The organism is Nocardioides segetis (assembly GCF_051390595.1).
Taxonomy (GTDB): Bacteria; Actinomycetota; Actinomycetes; order Propionibacteriales; family Nocardioidaceae; genus Nocardioides.
Genome location: NZ_JBNINR010000004.1, coordinates 317464 through 339078, shown reverse-complemented (window position 1 = coordinate 339078; position 21615 = coordinate 317464). Strand labels below are relative to the sequence as shown.

Annotated in this window: 19 protein-coding genes; 4 read left to right on the top strand and 15 right to left on the bottom strand. The window is 72.5% G+C overall.

Features of this window, described 5'->3' with window-relative positions; genetic code table 11:
• The first annotated feature begins 251 nt into the window (after positions 1-251).
• Genes ACPZVR_RS10000 through ACPZVR_RS09990 form a run of 3 tightly spaced genes read left to right on the top strand, consistent with a single transcriptional unit; the run spans position 252 to position 5600 of the window.
• Positions 252-2117 carry an ATP-binding protein gene (locus ACPZVR_RS10000; protein WP_436699430.1) on the top strand — a complete coding sequence of 622 codons (1866 nt, stop codon included), beginning with the start codon at positions 252-254 and terminating at the stop codon, positions 2115-2117.
• A complete protein-coding gene (locus tag ACPZVR_RS09995) occupies positions 2110-5082 on the top strand; it encodes an eCIS core domain-containing protein (protein WP_436699429.1) in 2973 nt (990 codons plus the stop codon). The genes ACPZVR_RS10000 and ACPZVR_RS09995 overlap by 8 nt, the downstream gene beginning before the upstream one ends.
• Entirely contained in the window at positions 5079-5600 is a 522-nt protein-coding gene (locus ACPZVR_RS09990) for a YbjN domain-containing protein (protein WP_436699428.1), read from the top strand. Before ACPZVR_RS09995 ends, ACPZVR_RS09990 begins: the two co-directional genes overlap by 4 nt.
• 83 nt (positions 5601-5683) lie before the next feature.
• Here ACPZVR_RS09990 and ACPZVR_RS09985 read toward each other — a convergent pair whose 3' ends face one another.
• From ACPZVR_RS09985 to ACPZVR_RS09915, 15 genes are all read right to left on the bottom strand, one after another.
• Complete coding sequence (locus ACPZVR_RS09985) at positions 5684-6148, bottom strand: hypothetical protein (RefSeq protein WP_436699427.1); 465 nt, start codon at positions 6146-6148, stop codon at positions 5684-5686.
• Positions 6145-6738: a phage tail protein gene (locus ACPZVR_RS09980; RefSeq protein WP_436699426.1), complete on the bottom strand. Its 594-nt coding sequence runs from the start codon at positions 6736-6738 to the stop codon at positions 6145-6147. The genes ACPZVR_RS09985 and ACPZVR_RS09980 overlap by 4 nt, the downstream gene beginning before the upstream one ends.
• Positions 6735-8681, bottom strand: coding sequence for a putative baseplate assembly protein (locus tag ACPZVR_RS09975; protein ID WP_436699425.1), 1947 nt, complete (start codon positions 8679-8681; stop codon positions 6735-6737). Before ACPZVR_RS09975 ends, ACPZVR_RS09980 begins: the two co-directional genes overlap by 4 nt.
• Positions 8682-8698: 17 nt before the next feature.
• The gene (locus ACPZVR_RS09970; protein ID WP_436699424.1) at positions 8699-9136 is read right to left on the bottom strand and encodes a GPW/gp25 family protein; all 438 of its coding nucleotides are present in this window, start codon (positions 9134-9136) and stop codon (positions 8699-8701) included.
• Positions 9136-10938, bottom strand: a complete 1803-nt coding sequence (locus ACPZVR_RS09965; RefSeq protein ID WP_436699423.1) for a phage baseplate assembly protein V — start codon at positions 10936-10938, stop codon at positions 9136-9138. The genes ACPZVR_RS09970 and ACPZVR_RS09965 overlap by 1 nt, the downstream gene beginning before the upstream one ends.
• Positions 10938-11591, bottom strand: a complete 654-nt coding sequence (locus ACPZVR_RS09960; RefSeq protein ID WP_436699422.1) for a CIS tube protein — start codon at positions 11589-11591, stop codon at positions 10938-10940. Before ACPZVR_RS09960 ends, ACPZVR_RS09965 begins: the two co-directional genes overlap by 1 nt.
• Before the next feature lies 1 nt (position 11592).
• Positions 11593-14106 (bottom strand): hypothetical protein, encoded by a 2514-nt coding sequence (locus ACPZVR_RS09955; protein WP_436699421.1) that lies wholly within the window; start codon positions 14104-14106, stop codon positions 11593-11595.
• Positions 14103-14579 carry a phage tail protein gene (locus ACPZVR_RS09950; RefSeq protein WP_436699420.1) on the bottom strand — a complete coding sequence of 159 codons (477 nt, stop codon included), beginning with the start codon at positions 14577-14579 and terminating at the stop codon, positions 14103-14105. Before ACPZVR_RS09950 ends, ACPZVR_RS09955 begins: the two co-directional genes overlap by 4 nt.
• Positions 14569-14745: a DUF6760 family protein gene (locus ACPZVR_RS09945; RefSeq protein ID WP_436699419.1), complete on the bottom strand. Its 177-nt coding sequence runs from the start codon at positions 14743-14745 to the stop codon at positions 14569-14571. Before ACPZVR_RS09945 ends, ACPZVR_RS09950 begins: the two co-directional genes overlap by 11 nt.
• A gap of 9 nt (positions 14746-14754) precedes the next feature.
• Positions 14755-15255: a hypothetical protein gene (locus ACPZVR_RS09940; RefSeq protein ID WP_436699418.1), complete on the bottom strand. Its 501-nt coding sequence runs from the start codon at positions 15253-15255 to the stop codon at positions 14755-14757.
• On the bottom strand, positions 15252-15734 hold the full coding sequence (locus tag ACPZVR_RS09935; RefSeq protein ID WP_436699417.1) for a phage tail protein: 483 nt from the start codon (positions 15732-15734) through the stop codon (positions 15252-15254). The genes ACPZVR_RS09940 and ACPZVR_RS09935 overlap by 4 nt, the downstream gene beginning before the upstream one ends.
• Positions 15735-15784: 50 nt before the next feature.
• On the bottom strand, positions 15785-17356 hold the full coding sequence (locus tag ACPZVR_RS09930; protein WP_436699416.1) for a phage tail sheath family protein: 1572 nt from the start codon (positions 17354-17356) through the stop codon (positions 15785-15787).
• A gap of 169 nt (positions 17357-17525) precedes the next feature.
• Positions 17526-17915, bottom strand: a complete 390-nt coding sequence (locus ACPZVR_RS09925) for a DUF4280 domain-containing protein (protein ID WP_436699415.1) — start codon at positions 17913-17915, stop codon at positions 17526-17528.
• A gap of 39 nt (positions 17916-17954) precedes the next feature.
• Positions 17955-18419, bottom strand: coding sequence for a septum formation family protein (locus ACPZVR_RS09920; protein WP_436699414.1), 465 nt, complete (start codon positions 18417-18419; stop codon positions 17955-17957).
• Positions 18416-18970, bottom strand: coding sequence for a Pvc16 family protein (locus tag ACPZVR_RS09915; RefSeq protein WP_436699413.1), 555 nt, complete (start codon positions 18968-18970; stop codon positions 18416-18418). Before ACPZVR_RS09915 ends, ACPZVR_RS09920 begins: the two co-directional genes overlap by 4 nt.
• Before the next feature lie 250 nt (positions 18971-19220).
• Between ACPZVR_RS09915 and ACPZVR_RS09910 the strand changes: the two genes are divergently transcribed.
• Positions 19221-21614 carry a carboxypeptidase regulatory-like domain-containing protein gene (locus ACPZVR_RS09910; protein WP_436699412.1) on the top strand — a complete coding sequence of 798 codons (2394 nt, stop codon included), beginning with the start codon at positions 19221-19223 and terminating at the stop codon, positions 21612-21614.
• Position 21615: the final 1 nt, after the last annotated feature.

The following is a 21615-nucleotide window of genomic DNA, read 5'->3' as shown; positions in this document are numbered from 1 at the left end:
GTAGGTGGTCCCGTTCGCGTGGCGGCCACCCTGCTGCCACGGCGATAGCGCCGGCCTTGTCGTAGCCGCGCGCTGATTGGATGGCGCGAGCGCGGTCGGTGACCCGGCGCAGTTTGAACTCGGGAGGTCGTCGACCCGGCGCAGATTGAACAGGGCGTTGCGCGGGACGGGAGTCCCGACTTCCCCCGTTTTGCTGCGCGGGGGAGCGGCGGGGCGGGAGGATCGGAGCCACGACGCGAAGGAGGGCGCGCGTGGTCACCTCCGTATCACCTGAGATCTCATCCGAGCCGTCGTCCCGCGCGGCCGCGATGACGCCGGGTGCTGCGCCGACGCCGGTGGACGACCCGATGCTGGCCTATGCGGACGCCGCGATCGCCCACGCTCTCGCCGCGCTCGACGAGAGCGCCGATCGGTCGGTCGACACCGCGGGCGCGCTGGAGCGCGCACGTGTGCGCCTGCGAGGCGAGTCCTCGCCGTTCGCGACGCTGTGCGCCAACGCCGCAGCGAGCGAGGAGGCCGCCGAGCTGCTGGCCCTGGTGGTCGCGGTCGAGGTCGACCCCGCGCGAGCGGCGCAGGTGGCGGTCCTCGACGGGACTGGGCGGAGCGCCCGGCTGAGTCTCGGCGCGGCGGCGCGGCTGCTCGGCGACGTCAGCCGGTGTGCCGCCGCGATCGGGCCCGGGTCGGCGCTGCTGCGGGCGGCGTTGGTCGAGCTGAGCGAGGAGGGGACCTGGGCCGCGACCCGGATCCGTCTCGCGCCCGGCGTCGTCTGGGCGCTCGCCGGCGACACGGCACCGGACCCCGATCTCCCCCTCGGCAGTCACTGGGCCGCCGGCGACGCCACGGCGGCGCAGGCGCCCGGTCTGGTCCTCGTCACCGGCCCCGACCGGGTACGACGGCGCGAGCTCGGCCTGCGGCACTGCCCGGTCGCGACCGTGCTGGTCAGCCCGGCACCGACCGAGGCAGCCGGGTGGGCCGCGCTGGTCCGGGAGGCCACGATCGCCGGCGGCGGGATCGTGCTCGAGCTCGACGACGACCTGTCCGAGCCGGGCCGGCGGTGGGTCGAGCGCGCGACCCATCTGCGCTGGGTGGTCACGAGCCGGGACGAGCTCGTGCTGACCGCGATGCCGGCCCGACACCGGGTCGAGCTGACGGCGAGCGACGACGTCGTCGACGAGGACGAGTGGCGCGCGGCCCTCGGCGACGTGCCGCACACCCACCGGCTCAACGCGACGCAGCTCGACCAGGTGCGGCGTACCCTCCCCGCGGTCGACGGCGATGTCGACGCCGCCGTGCGCCGCCTGCTCGGTGGCCCGCTGGCGCGGCTCGCCCATCGCGTGCGACCGCGCAAGAGCTGGGACGACCTGGTGCTGAGCGAGGCCAAGAGCGCCCAGCTGCGCGCGGTGGTCGGCCGCTACCGCCACGGCCCCACGGTGTACGACGAGTGGGGGGTCACGACCGCCTCCGGACGTGGCGTCGTCGCGCTGTTCACCGGCCCTTCGGGCACCGGCAAGACGCTGGCGGCGGAGGTCGTCGCGCACAGCCTCGACCTCGACCTCTACCGGATCGACCTGTCGACCGTGGTCAGCAAGTACATCGGCGAGACCGAGCAGAACCTCGACCGACTCTTCGACGCGGCCTCCGCCGGCAACGCGGTGCTCTTCTTCGACGAGGCGGACTCGGTCTTCGGCAAGCGGGCCGAGGTCAAGGACGCCCGTGACCGCTATGCGAACCTCGAGGTCTCCTACCTGCTCCAGCGGCTCGAGGAGTACGACGGCGTCGTGGTGCTGGCGACGAACCTGCCGGGCAACATCGACGAGGCGTTCCTGCGCCGGATCCACGAGGTCGTCCACTTCTCCGAGCCCAGTGTCGACGAGCGGCGCGCGATCTGGCAGCGCCACCTCGCCGACGGCCGGATGCCGGTGGACGAGATCGACGTCGGGGGTCTCGCCGCTCGCTTCGACCTCACCGGTGGCCAGATCCGCAATATCGTGCTCGCCGCTGCGTTCCGGGCCGTCGACGAGGGGACCCGTGTGTCCCTGGCGCACGTCAACGCAGCGATCGCCGGGGAGCTCCGCAAGCTCGGCCGGATGGTGAAGACGGAGGACTTCGATGAGTGACCACCACGACCGGACCCATGCCGGCCACGAACACGACGCCTCGACGCCGGTGGCCGAGCAGCCGATGCGGGTGGGCGCGGCCGACGATCACGCCGAGCACGAGGCGGAGTCCCGTGCCCAGGCCGCCCTGGCCCGGCTCGCGTCGCGCGGTGGGACGCTGGCGCTGAGCGGTGCACGCGGGGCTGCTGACAGCACGGGAGGCGACGACGGCGGGCGGATCCGACGCGCTCCCAGCGCGACGACCCCGGGCCGGATCGGTCTCGCCGGCGGCGAGCTCGACCCGGACGCCCACCAGGAGATCCGTGCCCGCCGTGGCGGCGGGGAGCCGCTGCCGGAGGCCGTCAGGTCGTCGATGGAGTCCGCGTTCGGCTGGTCGTTCGGCGACGTCCGCATCCATCGCGACGCGACCGCCGCCCGGCTGTCCCGGTCGATCTCGGCCGACGCCTTCACCACGGGCACGGACATCTACTTCGGCGAGGGGATGTTCGACACCGGCTCGGAGCACGGCCGCCACGTCCTGGCCCACGAGCTCGGGCATGTCGTCTCCGGCGGGTCCGGCGTCCACCGCTGGAACCCCTTCAAGAAGAAGGAGAAGTCGCCGGAGGAGCTCAAGAGGGCGGAGGACGCGAAGCAGCGCAAGGAGGCGCTGATCAAGGCCCGCGCCGAGCTCAAGGCCAAGGACAAGGCCACGCGGCAGAAGGCCAAGGAGGTCAACGCCAAGAACAAGGAGGTCTCGGCGTCGATCAAGGGCGAGTACTCCGGCAACACCGATCCCCGGTTCAAGCCGCAGGCGCTCAAGGACCTGGAGATGAAGCTCAAGGACCAGCTCGACCTCGAGCGCTACGTGCGCTCGAAGGCGCGCCACGAGGTGATCCAGGGGCAACCGGAGACCGACGAGCTGCGGGCCCAGGCCGACCTCGCCGAGGAGCAGGCCGTCGACGAGCTGTGGGCCAAGGCGCCCGAGGACCTGCGGGCGTTCCGGCCGCTGCGCTACGACGAGTTCGACAGGGCGCTCAACGAGGTGCGCGAGGCGATCAACGAGGCCCGGGCCCAGGAGCAGGGCGACATCGCGAAGAAGCTGGAGGAGAACGAGTCCTCGTTCGGCGCGCCGATGTCACCCAAGGACGCCGCCAAGAAGGTCGCCGAGCAGCGCGAGCTCGAGCGACGCCGTGCCCGCAACGTCCAGAGCAAGGGCGAGACCCTCGAGCAGCGGGGTCAGGAGGACGAGCAGCGTGCCCGGCAGAAGGGTATGGACAAGGTCGCGGAGATCGCCCAGGAGCGCCCCGTCGGCAAGGGCGAGGAACAGCAGGTCAAGAAGGACGCCGCGCGCAAGGGGTTCGAGGAGCGCTACGGGCACGACCAGGACCTGCTCGATGCCAAGGACGGGCTCAAGACCACCGCGAAGGTGACCGGCTATGTCGGCAAGGGCGACAAGGCCCTCAACAAGCAGCTGATCAGCCGCGGCTACCTCGAGAAGGAGGGCGTGCCCGGAGAGGCCAACGAGCTCGCCGCCAAGAGCGTCGGCGGTCTGGCCGAGATCTTCAACCTCCTCTCGCAGTTGCTCGGGCTCGCCGACCAGATCCGCGACATCAAGAAGGGGATGGCCGACCCCGGAGCCAGGCTGAAGGCGACCCAGACGGCGGTCGGCGCCTTCAGCTCGGGCGCCAAGATCACCCGGATCACCTTGCGCGCCGCGCGCGAGGGCGTGGAGAAGTTCGGCGGACAGGCGCAGGTGATCAGCGACGTGGGGACGGCCCTCCCGATCGTCGGTCTGATCACGGCCTCCCTGGGCACCATCGACAAGGCGATCGAGCTGGTGCCGCTGGGCCAGCGGCTCGGTGAGGGCCTGGTCACCGTCGACGAGGCCGTTCTCGAGCGGAAGGGGCCGCTGGCGGCGTCGTTGCAGCGGGTCAACTCCCGCAACGCGCAGCTGGTCGAGAAGGCCAGCTTCGGCCTGGCCAAGAACATCACCATGCTCGGGCTGCACGTCGCCGAGATCGCGAGCGCGGGCGGCTTCGGTATCCCCGCCGCCGCGAAGCTGACCTTGACCATCACCGACTACGCGCACCAGCTCGGGCACAAGATCTACGACACCGTCAACGAGAGCCAGTCCTCCACGGCCAAGAAGGACTTCGGGGTCAAGCACAAGGAGGGCGCGTCCCGCGACGTCCTCAAGTACGACATCGGCACCTCGATCGACGTCATCATCGTCTCGGCCCAGAAGCACAAGCTCGACTACGCCCGCAAGCTGCTCAAGGGCTACGGCATCCGGGACAACGAGATCGACGGCATGCGGCACTACGAGATCCGCGACAAGGTGCTCGACGGCCTCGACGCCGAGGGCGACCCCAAGACGGTCACCGAGAAGGTCGAGTCGGCCAAGAACGCCGTCAAGGAGAAGCTCGGCCTCGACGACGGTCCCGGCGGCGGCAAGAAGGAGGAGAAGGGCACCCTCGACAAGATCAAGGAGCTGCCCTCGAAGGTCGCCGGCGCCATCACCGGCCTGCCCGACAAGATCGCCAAGAAGGTCGCCGAGCTGAAGGCGAAGCATGCCGACGCGAAGCAGCTGGTCGACGAGAAGAACAAGCTCGGCTACCACGGCAAGAAGGACCGCGGCAAGGGATCGGTGCTGTTCAACCTCCTGCGCGGCGAGGACAAGACGGAGAAGTCGTTCGCCAAGGTCCGCGGCGAGCAGCATGTCAACGGCGTCGCCCCCGACCAGCTGTCCCGCACCAGCTCCGACCGCGACAAGCGGGCCAAGCTCGCCGAGCAGAAGCAGGTCGCTCGGCAGGTCGCGCCGGTGCACCAGTTCGACCCGGCGTTCGCCGCCAAGGTGGCGAAGGCGAACATGGCCGAGCTCTACCAGCTCGTCGGTAGCCTGCCGAAGACCGATCCGTTCTACGAGGGCAACCTCGAGTACGTCGACTTCGAGGTGGCGCGCCGCGTCCAGGAGGGCATTGCATGAACATCGACCCCGTCGCCGAGGTCGTGCGCCACGGGCCCGTCCAGCGCGCGGCGGCCCGCGTCTACGACAAGGGCGGGTGGCCGGTGACCGAGCTCGACGACGGCACCGGGTTCACCGTGGAGGTCGAGGGCACCGACGGCTCCTGGTCGGCCCTCGCGATCACCGACGACGACGCGGACCGCTTCGTCTTCTACTCGCTCTCGCCCGTGGACCCGGCCCCGGAGCGGTGGGCCGCGATGGCCGAGCTGCTGCACCGGATCAACCACGGCCTGGTGGCGGCGACCTTCGAGTTCGACCACGACACGGGCGAGGCGCGGCTGCGGACCGGCATCGAGCTGATCACGCTGCCCCGGCAGGTCCTCGAGGACGACGACCTGCTCGACGCGATCATCAACGACCTCTCCGCGGCCAACGTCGAGATCTTCGACCGCTACCTGACCGGCCTGGTCGCCGTCTCCCTGGGGGCCGATCCCGCGGAGGTCGTCGCGGCGATCGAGGCCGACCCCGAGGACGACTGAGGGCCCGGATCGACCCGGCGCGTTCAAACCCGCCGGGTCGGCGGTCCCAGGACGTTCAGATGCGCCGGGTCGGTGGGAGCCGGTCAGGCCACCCGCCACCACACGAGCAGGGCGACCAGGAGCAGCGCCGTCGACCCCAGCAGCGCCCAGGCCCACCACAGGGAGTGCGGCTCGGGCTCCGGCACGGGCGGGGGAGGTACGACGAGCACGGGCTCCGGCTCCGGATCGGGCTCCGGCGGCGGGGCGACCACCATCGGCAGGCCGCACCGGGTGCAGCTCTCGGCCGCGAGCGGGTTGACCTCGCCGCAGTGCGGGCACGGGACCGACGCGACCGTGACCTGACCGGCCGTACCGGGCAGGCGCCGCAGCGTGGCTCCGTCGGTCTCCCGGTCGCCGAGCTGGATGGTCTGCGGGGTCCAGAAGAGCGGGTAGTCGCAGCGCGCGCAGAAGTCCGCCGCGTCGCGCTGACCCAGCGCGACGGTGGCCTGGGTGCCGCACTCGGGGCAGGTCACCGGCGATCCGTTCGACGTCTGCTCCCCGGCGGTCACCGACCGGCCTCCTTGTCGTCGTCCGCCGAGGACCACAGGAGCCGCCCGGCCACGAGGAGCTCGGTGCGGGCGTGGGCGGGCACCTCGTCGCGCACCACCTCGACCAGCTCGGCCTCGGACATCATGCCGGTCGACTCCAGTCGCAGACGCACCCAGGCGGTGTCGGTCGGCGCGTCGCCGGCGGGCCAGATCCCGCCACCCTCCTCGATGGTCACGGCCGACCCGGTCACCAGCTCCAGGTAGGTGCGCAGCCCGTGGCTGGTGCCGCGCCAGGCCAGTGTCTGGGCGGCACTGGAGACGATCCGGCGCTGGAGGGTGATCGGCAGGGACGCGTCGAGCGCGCCGAGGCCGATCCAGGAACCGAGCCAGCGCACCATCTCCGGGGGCGCGACGCTGAGGTCGAGGAGGTGCTCGACGGTGTCGGCGTCGTCCAGCAGGGTGGTCCCGACGTGCTGGAAGATCGAGACGAACCGGACGAAGAAGTCCTCGCCGGTCATGGCCACCGGGAGCTGCTGGAGCATCCAGTTCGGGTCACGGCGGGGCCGGACGCGTGCGTCCGGCACCCGGGTCACGAGGGGGGACAGGGTCATCGCACGATCACCTGGGGCGCGGCGGCGAGGAACAGCGAGCGGCGGTCGAGACGGACGACCTCCTTGGCCGAGCCGAGCCGGCGGCCGGTGCGCAGGTCGTACTCGTAGAGCAGCGTCTCCTCGACCCGGGCGACCCCCTCGACGGACTCGAGGAGCTGGGTCACCGCGGCTCCGTTGAGGTCGCTGTCGAACGGCCAGCCCGCGCCGTCGGTGCCGCCCACGAGCGGATTGACGAAGCGACTGATCGCGTCGACGGCACGCTGGCGCACCAGGGCCGGGGGCCGGCCCGGCTCGCCGTGCACGAGGGCCACCACGGAGACGCCCTGGTAGTAGGGAGTGCCGATCTCGACGGCGGTGCCCACGATCCGGTGCCGGTCCAGATGCCGGGAGACGGTCTCGGTCAGGGAGGGGGGCAGCGCGTAGTCGTCCAGCGTGTGCTGGGTCGCCTCACCGCGCACCCGGGGCACGATGAGGAGCTGGACGGCACCGTTGTCCCGCTGCGCGCTCTGGCATCGGGCCCGCGCGACCTCGGTGGACGACTCGAGCGTGAGCCGCTCGTAGTCGTCCGCGGTCACGGCGCGCTGGCCGGTGCGCAGGGTCAGCGGCGCCCGTTCCTTGGCCTCGGCGACGGTCTCGGCGTCGACCCCGCCGCGTGCCGGAGCGAGGTTGACCACGCCCGACACGTAGGGCACCGAGGACCGCATCACCGAGAGGGTGCGCACGCCGACGTTGGCGGCGCGGCCGCCCCCGGACCGGTAGCCGGACACCCGGATCCACGCGCCGTCGCGCGGGATGGCGCCGTGCTGGCGCGTCGAGCCGTCGGGATAGCGGATGCGCGGGCCGAACCGGACGGTGCCCGTGCTGTCGTCCCACACGACGTGCAGGTCGTCGGGACCGGATCCGGAGAAGTCGGGCACCTCGGTCCATCGCGCGGTCCGGTCACCGTCGACGACCTCGACCACCTCCTCCGTGGTGCGAGGCAGCACCGGGGCGTGCCCGACGGCGAACGCCTGGCCGGGTGAGCCGTCGCTGCGGCCGAGCTGCTCGGCGGGGAAGCGCTCGGCATGCTCGGCGGTCACCGTGCCACCCATCGCCGCGGCACTGACCGCACGCACCCGGGGCGAGGCGCGATAGGTGGGCTCGCCGGGCGAGGGCGCGAGCAGACGTGCCCGGAGCCAGTACGCCGCGAGGTTGCCCACCGCGTTGGGGGCGTGCTCGACCGGCACCAGGAGGGAGATCGCGCCGGCCCGGTTGAGACCTCCCGTCGTGTCCTCGAAGACCCGGCAGCCGATCCATCCCTCACCGTTCCAGATCTCCCAGGCGAGCGGCGGGTTCGTCGGGTCGACGCCGATGCCCTCGGCCTCGGCGTCGATGTCGAGGCGGAGCACGACGCCGGCCAGGGTGTCGCGGAAGCCCAGGCAGAAGGTGTCGCCCGGGGACAGGTCGGGGGAGGCGAAGCAGCGGACGCCGGCGGGGTCGAAGCGGACGTCGTCCCAGACGTCCGTCACGGTCCGTCCACCGTCGCTGACCGTCATCGCGGCGTCCAGGCGTGGAGGAGCGATGGTCAGGTCGCGCAGCGTGCTGAAGACCACCGTGTCCGACTCGCCCGTCGTGAGGGTGGACACCTCCGTGGCGGCGGGTACGACGACGGGGACGTCGAGCGCCGTCGACAGCCAGAAGGTCAGGTCGGTCCGGGCGACCGAGGGCGCGAACGGCTCGATGCCCACGAGGTTCAGGAAGTGCGAGTAGAGCCGGTCCGGCACCTGGTTGACCCGGTAGAGGACCATCTCGCTCATCCAGGCGAACAGCTCGATGAGCGCCACACCGGGATCGGAGACGTTGTGGTTGGTCCACTCCGGGCAGTACAGCGGGATCAGGCGCTTGGCCTCGTCGACGATGTCCTGGAAGGTCCGGTCGTCGAGGCTGGGGGTGGGCAGGGGCATGGGTCGGGATCCTCAGCTCACTCGGCGTCGTGCGGGATGACGTAGAACGGGTACACCAGGTTGCGACGGTCGTTGGTCGCGCGCACCCGGTAGCTGATCGCGACCCGCACCAGCGACGGCTGCGCCGGGTCCGGAGCGGCCACGACGTCGTCGACGTCGACGCGCGGCTCCCAGCGGGCGAGCGCCTCGCGGACGTACTGCGCGATCAGTCCGAGCAGGTTCCCGGTGATCGGCTCGAAGAGCAGCTCCGAGATCCGGCAACCGAACTCGGGCCGCATCAGACGCTCCCCGGGCGCGGTCATCAGCACCAGGGTGATCGCCCGGTCGAGCGACTCCGGGCCGTCCGCGAGACGGATCGTGCCGGTCTGGTCGACGCCGAGCGGCCAGGCGAAGCCGCGGCCGACGAAGGAGGAGTCGTCCTCGTTCGGGCGTCCGGTCCTGGGGGTGGTGGTCATCAGTTGATCAGCACCGTCCCGCCCTTGATCGTCGTCATCCCGCCCTCCAAGGTGGCGTTGCCCTTGCCCTTGACGGTGGTGCTGGCGCCTTCGGCGGTGAGCGGCCCCTGGGCCTTCAGATCGGCCGAGGCGCCGGCGTCCAGGGACAGGTTGCCCCTGGTCTTGACCTTCAGGCTGGTGCCCTCGATGGTGATGTCACCGTTGTTGGCGAGGGTGATCGTGGCCTGGCCGTTGGTGAACGTCAGATCGCCGCCCTTGGCCTCGACGGTCAGGGTGTTGGATGCCTCGTCGAGCTTGATCGACATCTCCTTGCGGCCGTGCTTGAGCAGCACCGCCTCCTTGCCCGTCTCGTCGACCATCTCGAGCGCGTGGCCGGTGCGCGACGTCAGCCGACGGGTGTTCACCCGCCCCTGCCCGAGGAGGCGTCCGAGCTCGGGCTGCTTGTTCTTGCCGCCGAAGACCGAGCCCAGGACCACGGGCCGGCGCAGACTTCCCTCCTCGAAGCCGACCAGGACCTCGTCGTCGATCTCCGGCAGGAAGGTCGCGCCGCGCCCGTTGCCGGCGTCGAACGTCGAGACCCGGGCCCAGGCCGACTCCACGTCGTTGCCGAGCAGGGAGGGGAGCTTGACCCGGACCCGCCCGAGCTGCTCCGGATCGCTGATATTGGTCACGATGCCGACCTGGATGCCGTCGACCCGGGCCTCCGGGCGGTTCCCGCCCAAGGTGTCGACGAGCCCGCGCGGCCGGTGACTGCCGGTGTGGAACGTCGTGTGGAAGCCGCGCCGGTCGTACACGTGCTCGACCCGGGTCACGAGGTACTTGCCCGAGGCGGGGCCCACGTCGGCGATCTCCACGACCACGCCGGGGCGGATCCGCGGGTCGGCGAGCGCTGTGCCGCGCCCGATCAGGGCGTCGGAGTCCATCGAGGTCTGGATCGCCGCGGCCAGGGTCGCCGCCTCGGCCTGGACCTGCGGTGCCCCGGCGTTGGTGCGCATGGCCGTGCCGCTGATGCCCGCCACCGTGCGACCGGTGAGCAGCGCGAAGTGGTGCTGCTCGCCCCGGTCCGCTCGCGCCGTGCCCTCGATGGTCTGCTTGCTCTTGGGGTCCCAGCCCGTGACCTGGGTCTGCCGGGGCGTCCCCGCCGTGGCCTTCACCGAGAACGCGAGCAGGCGCTGGTCGGGCGTGGCGTTGCCGTCGGTGCGGGGGAACGCGAGCCGGACGGCGGCGGGCGTGATCGCGCCGACCGGGTCGACGTGCACCTTGTTCGGTGCCTCGAACCACCACATCGCGTTGTGGGCGCGCACGATCTCGTCGAGGTGGGCGAGCGAGGACCCCAGCTTCGCGGTGTACTCCGGGATCAGGCGGGAGAGCGCCGGCTCGCCGTTGACCAGGGTGAGACCCGCCTGACGGAGCAGCCGCGAGAGGACGTCGGCCGCCGACATCTTCTCGTAGGTCCCGATCGAGGTGTCCCGCGCCAGCCGCCAGGTCGGCTCCTCGGCCACCACCACCAGCTCGGGCACCTGGCCGGCCGAATGGTCCAGGGCGATGCTCTTCACGTTGCCGTGGAAGAGCACCTGCTGGGCGCCGGGAACGGTCACCCGCAGCGCCGCGTCGATGCCGAACACCTCGCCCGTGGACAGCTGGTAGCCGGCGTCGGCGAAGCGCAGGGTGAGCCGTCCGACCAGGTTGACCGCGGTCTCCACCCGCAACGAGGTGAGCAGCTCGAGGCGCTGCGCGCTGAGGGGAGCGCCCGCGACCTCGAGAGCGGCCGGGACGGGCATCGTCGACGCGGAGCCGGCCATCAGCTCTCCCGCGGGATGTCGAGCAGGGCGCCGGGACGGAGCGCGAGCGGATCCTCCACGTTGTTGGCCACGGCCAGGCGGCGCCACTGGGTCGCGTCGCCGTAGTAGCGCGCGCTGATCCGGTCCAGGGTCTCGCCCGGCTGGACGCGGTGCACGCGGCTCGGCTTCGGTGTCCCCGAGGTCGGGTTCTGCGGGCCGAGCGCGTCCGAGCTCTCGTACTGCCGCAGCTCGAGCTGGATCTCGGCGCGCAGCGGCACGCCGCCGGAGGAGAAGTAGGTGAAGCTGAGCTGGATGTCGGAGACCACCGCACGGAAGGAGTGCAGGTCCCCCCAGTGGAAGACGACGGTCGGCGGCCGGGCGTTGTTGCGCTCCAGGTCGGTGCCGGGGAGGTTCGGGTCGACCTCCATCAGCTTCAGGATCCTGCCGGTGTGCTTCGTCACCGGACTGCCGTCGGCGGTCGTGTCGAAGCGGAGGTCCATCCGCATCCACCCACCGCCGGCGCCGGCGTACTGCAGGGTCGGCACGCCCTTGCCCGGCATCGGGTTGGAGACCCAGTTGTTGCGTCGTCCGACGCTGAGGGTCTCCGGGTTGTAGAGGCAGGGCAGCCGCTCGCCGCCCTCGAGCTCCAGGAAGGCCTTCTCCAGCTCGGCCATCTCAGACCACCCGCCATTCGTGCCGGCCGCGGCGTTCGAGCTCGTCGATCACCCGGTCCTCGATCCGCTCGACCACCGCGTCCACGATCCGGTCGAGCGTGGCGCCGGTCGGCTCCGGCTCGTGGCCGTCGGTCCACGGGTCGGGTACGCCCGCCCGCCACGGATCCGGCCGGGACGAGGCCACCGCGTGGCTCTCGGTGCTGGTCTGGTGGAACACGGCAGGACCTCCCGTGGTGCGGTCGATCGGCTCGCCGGCACCGGAGCCGCGGACGAGGGACGGGCTGAGGGCGGCGCCGGGCACCGGCGCCGCGGTGAAGAGGTCGGCGGTGCGCTCGAGCAAGGAGCCGGTGCCGCCGCGGATCCGCTCGATCTCGGCCGCGGTGAACGTCGCGGGGACGCCCGGCGGCGTCGCCGACGGAGGTGGTGCCGACGGAGGTGGTGCCGGCAGCGCGGGCATCTCCCGCGCGACGGGGCCGGTGCGCGGCGGCGCGACCGGCAGCGCGCTCAGGAGCTCGGTGGACGCGGGCCCGCCCGCCGATGCCGGGACTGCCGGGCCGGGGGGCACCGATCGGGGAGCGATGACGCCCGGTGGCGCGGTCGGGAGGCCGAGGGCGGCGGCGCCCGTTCGGTCGCCGGGCGCGGCGGCCCATGCTCCCCCGACGATCGGTGGGTGCGCCGGTGGGCCGGCCGGGCCGCGGCGCCCGATGCGGGGGCCGGGCCGGGCCGGGACGTCGCCGCCGGTGGTCGCGGCCACCCACGGGGCCGTCGCGAAGCCGGCGGGAGCGGTGGATGGACTCGCCGTGCCGTTCGCGGTCGTCGGCACGATCGAGGCGGGCGCGCTCCCCGTCGGCGGTGCCGGCGAGCGAAGGGCGCCGGCCGTCGCCGGACGGATCGGGGTGTCGACGCCGAAGCCGGTCGCCAGGGCGGTGTTCCGCCGGCCGTGCCGGGTCCAGCGCCGCACCACGAGCTGGTCCGGCATCGCGATCGCCGGCCGGGACGCGGTCGGCGTGGCCGGCGGCCGGCGGCGGGCATGCCGGCGGGCGGCCGGAGTCGTCGACGAGACGGACACGGCGGAGCCGACCGGTGCCGACGCGGCCGGTGCCGACGCGGCCGGTGCCGACGCGGCCGGTGCCGACGCGGCCGAGGCGGGCGCGGTGGAAGTCGGGGCGGTGGAAGTCGGGGCGGTGGAAGTCGGGGTGGTGGAAGTCGGGGTGGTGGAAGTCGGGGTGGTGGAAGTCGGGGTGGTGGGCGTGGGAGTGGCAGACGGGGGAGTGACGGCTGTCCCTGGTGTCGGCGGCGGCGAGCTCGGCGGCTGCGCGGTCGGTGTCGCGGGCACCGTCGAGGTCGGCGACGCCGACGACGCCGAGCGTGCCGGCGGTGCTGCCGGGGCTGCCCCAGCGGGCGGAGCGACGGCCGCGGGGCGCGGCGCGACCACCGTCCCGGCCCGGTGCGGCGCGGCGCCCGCTGTCCGTGCGGCGATCGGCAGCGGGTGCCCGGGCAGCGCGGGGGCGCGGTCGAGCAGGCCGACGGCGGCGGCGCGGACCGGGGTCGCCGGGGTGAGGGCCGTGGCTGTCGGCCCGCCGGCCGGGCCGAGCCGGGCCCCCGGCGTGGTCGCGGTCCGCAGGCTGCGGGTGAAGCGGGTCGGTCCGGCCGGGAGGCTCCAGGGTGCCCGCGGTCCCGCGGCCCCGGCGACGGACGGCCGGGAGCCGGTCGGCGTGTCACCCGCCGAGGCGGACGGCGTGAGGGTGGGGGAGATGCCCGGAGGCGGCGCCGCGGGCGTCCCGGAGGCGGGTGTCCCGGTGGCGGGTGTCCCGGCGGGGGCGGCGGGGGACGGGCCGGCCATCGAGCGATGGGGGGAGCGGCGGATCACCGGTGCGGCGGCCGTCGGGGGCCCGGTCGCTGGACTGGGGGCCGCGGGCTCCTCGACCGGAGGGCGCCGTACGGCGGTCAGCCGCTGGCGATCGGCCTGGGTGAGCATCGGACCCGACGCGGTCACCTCGGCATGGCGGCGTACCCGGGCCTCGACCGAGGTCAGGTTCGACAGCATCCCGCCCGGCGTGTAGGTCTGCTCGTCCTCGACGGCCCGAGCCGCACGGGGCAGGCCGCGAGCCGGGAGCGGGCCGGCGCCGACCGGCCGCGTGCCCCGCAGCCACGGGGCGGGCGTGTCGGCCGTGCCGCCGCCGGCCGCGTCGCGCGACGCGTCGTCGGGAGTACTGGCGGGAGTGCTGCCGCCGTCCGTGACCGGATCCGCGACCGGATCCCTGGGGTGCGGCGCGATCGGTGTCCACCAGCGGGGCGGACGCATCTCGCTCGGGGAGAGGCCGGGGCCGCGCAGAGCGACCCGGACGTCGGCCGGTCGGGACACGCCACTGGCGAAGCGGCCGACGGAGCGGGCCAGGACGCCGATCTGGCGTTGGCTCTGCCGCGCGCCGGTGGCCGCCGGCAGGCGCAGCCGCCCGGCCGCGGCCCGGCCGAGCCGGGTCGCGTCGGTGGCCGCCACGGCGTCCTGGCTCACGTGACGGTCCTGGCCCGGAAGCCGTGGTGCGCGACCTCGAGCTCCTCCTCCAGCGGCGTCGGACTGCCGATCGAGAAGTCGGGTCCGCGCCACCGGACGGGGAAGACGTCGAGGAACTCCCAGGTGCGCAGCCGGGTCCCGGTGGTGTCGATCGCCGTGACGGCGCCGGTCGACCGGGTCAGCTTGTTCCCCGCCGCGGCGAACCCCTCGCCCGAGCTGCGCTCCAGCCACTCGAACAGGGCGTTGCTGTCGGTCAGTCCGCGCTTGAAGAGCAGGTGCGGCCACGACATGCGCCCCGGCACCCGGTGCGCGTACCCGTTCTGCCCTCCCTCGGCGAACTCGTGCACGGCGACCGTGACCTGGAGGCCGTGCACCTCGCGGAAGACGCCGATCTCGGTGCCGTCGAGCTCGAAGACGAACCGGTTCGCGGCGGGCAGATCGCCCCCGAGGGGCGTGACACTGCTACTGGACATGCTCGCGCACCGCCTCCCACGCTCGTTCGTTCAGGGCCACGACCGCGCGCACCATCCGGACCCGGTCCATGTGCTCGAGGTCGAGCAGGTCACCCATCGACCAGTGCAGGTGGTACGCCAGGTAGGCGATCTCCTGCCACAGGGCGTCGGTGGGGTAGCGCAACATGCCGAGACCTCACCCGTTCTTCCGCGGAAGCTCCTCGACGGCATGCCGCAACGTGGGACGGGGCTCGACGGCGACCTCGCCGGCCGAGGCCTGCTCGGTCGACGCGGCAGACACGGGCTCCGCAGCCGGCGGCTGCGACGGCGGCGCGGGCGGCTGGTCGACCACCAGCTGCGTGCCCTGCTGTGCCTGCACGAGGGCGTCGAACTCGGCCTGGTTGCCGAAGTTGATGACGCCGTAGAAGTCCTGGAGGTAGGCCAGGTCGACCGCGAACAGGCCCTCGATCTCGTGCATCGTCACCTGCGGCAGGCTGCCGAGCGTGCTGATCACCCGCGCGAGCACCAGGACCGTCAGCCGAGGGTCGTCCGGGCCCGTGACGCGCGGGTCCCGCAGGGGCTCCAGCTCGTCACGGGCCGTCGCCAGCCGCATGGTCCCGGTCCGGTGCACCTGGCCGTCGTCGTCCACGTACCCCCGCGGGAGCGTGAACTCGTAGGTCGTCCGCAGAGCGCTCACTTGACGCGCGACAGGCTCTCGACGGTCAGCGTGATGGTCTCCTTGACGGGGTCGTTGGAGTCGATGCTGAGCTGGTCGGTCGAGATCTTGCTCGGCCACCCGTTCGTGAAGTTGAACCGGGCAATCTCCGCATTGGTCGAGTCGTACATGACGATCGAGCCGTTCTTGCGGTTGCTGCTCCGGTCGCCGAGCGCGATGCCCTTCTCCCGGATGTCGTTGAACCAGCCCCAGAGCTTGTCCTGCTTGGAGTCCGGCGGCGCCATCCGCACCAGGCTGATGTCGGGCGCCTTGGTGGTCTTGCCGAGCGTCTTGACGACCTGCACCTTCCCGTTCGCGCCGGCCTGCTCCATGGTCACGACGTCGACCTCGATGTCGAGACCGGAGACGCTGCTGAGGATGGAGACGATCGAGCCGTCGATCTCCAGGAAGAAGTTGCTGGAGACGATGGGGTCGTTGTTGATGAGTGCGTCGTTGGGCATGTCAGATCCTTGGTTCTCGTCTGCGCGATGGGGTTAGCAGGAGCGGCCGCTCAGGACGCCGACTGCTTCTTCTGGCTGATCCGGAACACCACGAACTCCGCGGGCTTGACCGGAGCGATGCCGACCTCGACGACCAGCAGGCCGGCGTCGATCGACTCGGGCGGGTTCGTCTCGGCGTCGCACTTGACGTAGAACGCCTCGTCGGCGTTGGCGCCGAAGAGCGCGCCCGCCGACCACAGGCCGCGCAGGAAGGCGTCGAGGGTGCGCTTCACGCCCTCCCACAGGGTGATGTCGTTGGGCTCGAACACCGCCCACTGGGTGCCGGTCAGGATCGAGGCCTCGACCATGTTGAAGAGCCGGCGGACGTTGATGTACTGCCAGTCGGTGTCGGAGGCCAGGGTGCGAGCGCCCCAGATTCGGATGCCGCGGGTGCCGAACGGGCGGATGCAGTTGATGCCGATCGGGTTGAGCAGCGACTGCTCGTTCTGGGTGACGTTGCGCTCGATGTCGAGGACGCCGCGCATCGTGTCGTTGGCGGGGGCCTTCCACACGCCGCGGGTCTCGTCGGTGCGGGCCCACACGCCGGCGATGTGGCCCGACGGCGGGATCAGCATCTCGCGGTCGCCGTTGACGCCGATCGGGTTGTCGACCTTGATCCAGGGGTAGTACAGCGCGGCGTACGCCGAGTCGTACATGGCGACGTCGCTGCGCCAGTCCTTGATCTGCTGGGGGCTCATGCCCGGAGGCGCGTCCAGCACGGCCATCCGGTTGCCGTGCTGCTCGCAGTGGGAGATCAGCGCGGTCTGCACGGACTTCCACAGCGAGAGGTCGATGGTGCCGTCCTCCTGCGTGGCGGCGGTGACGAGGTCGGGAACCAGCACCATGGTGACGTCCTCGGCGACGGCCAGGCCGTTGATCCCGGCGCGAGCCGACTCCGAGCCGGCGAACTTGCGACCGGTGACGGGCACCGGCACCGGTGCGGCCTTCACCAGGTCGTAGACGCCGGGGCGGATCAGCTCGAGCTGACCGGACAGGTCGACGTCCTTCTCCACCAGCAGGTCGACCTTGACCTTGGTCGAGGTGCCGTTGACCGCGGTCGCGACGCCGGTCGCGCCGCCGGAGAGGTCGAGGCCGGGGAACGACTCGACCGGCTCCCCGCCCTCGAGGATCGTCATCGTGAACGTCGCGGCCGCGTCGTCGTCGGCCCCCGCGTCGTCGGAGCTGATCTGCACCGTGATGTCGGCGTCGGGCTCGAGGCTCTCGACGGCGACGGGCAGGCCGAGGGCCCGGTCACTGGCGGGCAGCTCGATGCGGGACGGCTCACCGGCCGGCTCGACGTTCGGCACCCGGCAGATGTAGGCGATGCTGCCGCCGTTGGCGAAGTAGCCGTACACCGACAGGGGCAGCATGCAGCCCGGCGCGAACCCGCCGTACAGCGCCTCGAACTGGTTCCAGCTGGTGACCAGGCGCGGGGCCAGGCCCTGGGGGTCGTTCGGGTCGTCGAGCGGTGCCCGCTCGGTGAAACCGACGAACGCGGCGACGGCAGTCGGTGCCGCCGAGAGCACCTTCTGTGACGAGACGACTTCTTCGACGTACACGCCGGGGGCGGTGTAGGTGGGCATGGCAACGGACTCGCTCTCGGGAGGGGGTGCTCGGGTGCTGGGGGGCCGAAAGAGCCGACCGGAGCAATCGTGCTCCATCACGAGGCGCGAAAAGTGCAAAACGACGAAACTGCTCCGGAGATACGCCCGGGCCCGGGTGAGCTGTGTTACGCGCGGTCGAGCGTCCGGCTCATCCGGTCTGCGTCGTGAACTGTCCGGGGGCGATCACCTGGATGACGCCGCCCCACGCGCAGTTCAGGGAGCAGTTGTTCTGCACGACCGGCAGCGACCCCACCAGGGGCGACGGCGCCGCACCGCCCCACGGCCCGGCCGGTGCGGGCACGCACGGCATCGGCGTGAGGACGCCCAGAGCCGCCGAGGTGGCCGCGGCCACCTGGGGGTTGGCCAGCGAGTTGCACATCCCGAAGGAGCCGATGTTGGCGAGCGGGATCATGTCGGTGATGACGGCCACCGGCTGCTTGCCGATCATCGCCCGCCGCGCCGGCAGCACGGTGAAGGGGGCCGGCGAGATCCCGAAGCTGCACATCAGCTGCGCGCCGTTCACGACGGGGAGGGGCATGGCGGCTCCGATCGGCTGGGTTCGGGTGGTCTTCGGCGCTCAGCGCTCGCTGCCCTCGACGGAGGCGGTGAGCGGCTCGCCCGCGGTCGTGATCACGCAGAGCACGTCGCGGTCGTCGTCCTCCCAGCTGCGCGGAGAGGGGAGCAGGTAGGTGAAGAACAGGTCGGAGTCGAGATAGTCCACGCCGACGTAGTCGCGGAACTCCTGCGCACAGTGCCCGTCCGCGAACGCCGTGAGCTCGTCCTCGCCGGGGAAGGTGCTGCCCTCCTTGTCGTAGGGGACGACGGCGTAGGCCTCGAGCGCGTGGGCATCGCCGCACGGCACCTGGTCGAGGTCGTCGACCTGGGCCTCGACCTGCTCCAGCGCGCGGAAGCACATCCCCGGCTTCACCTCGAAGACGGAGGTGCCGTCGGCGTCGTCGTCGCCGAACCACCCGCAGCCCGCCAGCAGGAGGGTGGTCGCCGCGAGCAGCGCGGGTACGGCGGCCCGGGGGTGCGGTCTCATCGTCGGATCCGATCGGCCATGGCCGCGATCCGCTCGACGGCGGGCGCCTGGTCCTCCCACGCGAACGTGTCGGCCGCGACGGTGGCCCGCACCTGGACGGCGGGTCGCAGGGTGCCACCGAGCGCCTGCCAGATCTCGCGTGCCGCGTGGCGGTCGTCCCCGAGCGAGAGCCGGATCGTCGAGGAGAGGCCGGACGGCGTGACGGCCGACGGCACGATCTCGGTGCCGGCGAGGAGACTGACGAGGTCGCTCAGCAGCTGGTGCTCGTCGCGGGGACCGCCGGCCCAGGTGCTGATCAGGTAGCTGAGCTGGATCATCGGCTGGGGCCGGCGGAAGCGCCGGCTCTCGGCGTCGTCGGGCCGGGTGACCGACCGCGACGGGTCGGCGCTGCGCTGCACGTCGTAGAGGAACAGGTTGACGGTGATCCGGGTCTGCTTGGCCGCCCACTCCTTGTCGGGGGTGGCGAAGGAGACCTCGCCGACGTCCTCGGTGAGGGAGAGCCGGTCGCGCACGAGCTGCTCGAGCGCGGCGTCGACGTTGCTGATGAACACGATGGGGGGAGGCCTCTGCTTCGACCGGTGGCGAGGTCGTCCGACCTCGGGCCGGCCGCGGCCGGCATGGACGGCCAATCTAGTGCCGGGCCACGGATGTCCGCAGGCGGTCGGGCAGATCCGGGCGCATTTGCCGATTCTCCTGCACGATGGCGCGGCCGTTCTTAGGATGCGAGGCGCCCCCAACGCACGCTCACCGGCCGGAATCTGCTGCCGGAAGTCCGGCGTGCCTGAAATCAGGTGAAAGCCGATGCAGCTGTCGACCCCGCAGCGAGAGATCGCCGCGGACCCAGGATCCGTCTCCCGGATCCTGGTCAAGGTCGTCAACACCGGCACGATCATCGACGGACTGTCGGCCCGGCTGATCGGCGCGGGCGGCGCGCAGGTCGGGGCCGAGCCGGCCATGCTGCCGCTCTTCCCGGAGGCGGAGGGCGAGTTCGAGCTGACCGTCCATCTGCCCGAGGCCCAGCCGGCGGGCCGGCACCCGCTGACGGTCGAGGTGGTCTCCCACACCACCGGTGCCGTGCAGCACGCCGACGTCGACCTGGACGTGGCCGCGCGGCCGATGCTCGGCGTGGTCCGCGAGCCGCGGATGGTCCGCGCCCGGCGCTCCGGGCGGTTCGTGCTCGCGCTGACCAACCACGGCAACGTGCCGCTGGACGTCGCGCTCGCCAGCACGCCGGGCGACGCCGGGACGACCGTGCGGCTGACGCCGGGCTCGCTGCGGCTGGACGCCGGCACCACGACGTCGGTGATGGCCGTGGTCCGCGGCCCCCGGATGATCACCGGCGCCGAGGTCGACCGCACGGCCGGCATCGAGATCGTCGGCACCCCGGCCGGTCCCGCGCCGACGACGGGCCCGGCCACTGCCGACCCGGAGACCGGTACGGCGCCGCGGACTCCCTCGCCGACCGTCGATCCCGCGGTCGAGGGGGACCCGGCCCTCACCCACAGCACCACCGTGCAGCTGCGCCAGCGTCCGCTGATCAGTCGCGGCCTGCTCACCTTCTTGATCCTGGCGTCGGTGGTCGCCCTGTGGGCGGCCATCTTCCTCTTCGGCCTGATCAACGTCTTCGCCGGCGACCCCCTGACCAAGACCGCGCCGGCCTCCTTCTTCGCCGCGGCGGCCGGAGGCGGCGGTGACCAGGACGCGGGCGGCGCGGGCGGTCCCGCGGACGCGCTGCCGAAGAGCGGTCTGCTGCCGCCGGGGGTGGGCGGGCAGATCGGCGGCACCGTCACCGCCCGCAGCGACGGCAGCCCGGTCGGCCGGATCCTGGTGGAGGCCTACCGCGCCGGGCGGGACGGCCGGATGGTGAAGGTGAGCTCGGGCGCCACGCAGAGCGACGGCAGCTACACGCTGGCCGGACTGTTCCCGACGTCGTACCGACTCAAGTTCTCCGCCAAGGGTTACGACACGGTCTGGTACGGCAGTCCGGGAGGCGGCGACGTCGGCGGTGCCGGGCAGTCCGCGCCGGGCGGTGGGTCCGGGCGCGCCGAGGCGCAGGAGATCCTCGCCGAGGCGCAGGGCACCGTCGACGGCATCGACGTGGTCATCGGCGGCCAGGAGGGCTCGATCTCGGGGAAGGTCGACCCGGGCGACTCGCTCGTGCCGGTCGCCACCACCGTGTCGGCGCGGCTGCTCAGCAGCGCCGCGGACGCCCCGCCGGCCGCGACCACGACCACGGACCCCGCGGGCGGCTACGTGCTGACCGGACTGCAGGCACCGGGCGCCTACGAGCTGAGCTTCGTGGCGGAGGGCTACCGGCCGACGACGGTGACGCAGAAGCTCGCCGGCGGCGAGAACCGGATCCAGCCGACCGTGCTGCTGAGTGCCGGGGGCGGCCAGATCTCCGGCGTGGTCCGCGGCGGTGCCGGCCCGCTCGGCGGGGTCACGGTGACCACCACGGTCGACGGAGAGGCGGTGTCGGTGATCACCCCGACCGTCGGCAGCGTCGGCAGCTACGCGCTGCAGAACCTGCCGACCCCGGGCACCTACGTCCTCACCTTCACCGCCGCCGGGCACGGCAGCCGCACGGAGACGGTCGCGCTCGATCCGGGGGAGAGCCGGGCCGGGTTCGACCAGAAGCTGACCGCCGGGACCGGCAGCGTCAGCGGTGTCGTGCGCGGCAGCGACGGCGGGATCGGCGGTGTCACGGTGGTGGTCGGCGGAGCGGTGAGTGCCGACGGGAAGTCCCCGTCCACGACCACCCTGACCACGGGCAAGGTCGGCAGCTTCGCGTTCAGCGACCTGCCCGCCCCCGGCGACTACACGCTGACCGTCACGGCGCCGGGCTACGCGCCGGAGACCCGGCCGTTCAGCCTCGCCGCGGACGGACCGGCGGCCACCGTCGATCTGCAGCTGACCACGCAGCTGGGCAACCTCCGGGGCAAGGTCACCCGGGCGGGCGGCGGCCTCCTCGACGGCGTCATGGTCACCGTGACCAGCGGCACCGAGACCTTCCGGACCACGTCCAGCGGCCGCGGTGGCGCGCTGCCGAACGGCGGCTTCCTGTTCGCCGGCCTGAAGCCCGGCTGGTACAGCGTCACCGCGACGATGCCGGGCTGGACCCAGCAGACCGGCCTGGTCCGGATCCGGGCCGGCCAGGACGCGGACCTGAGCCTCGCGCTCGAGGAGACGGGCTGAC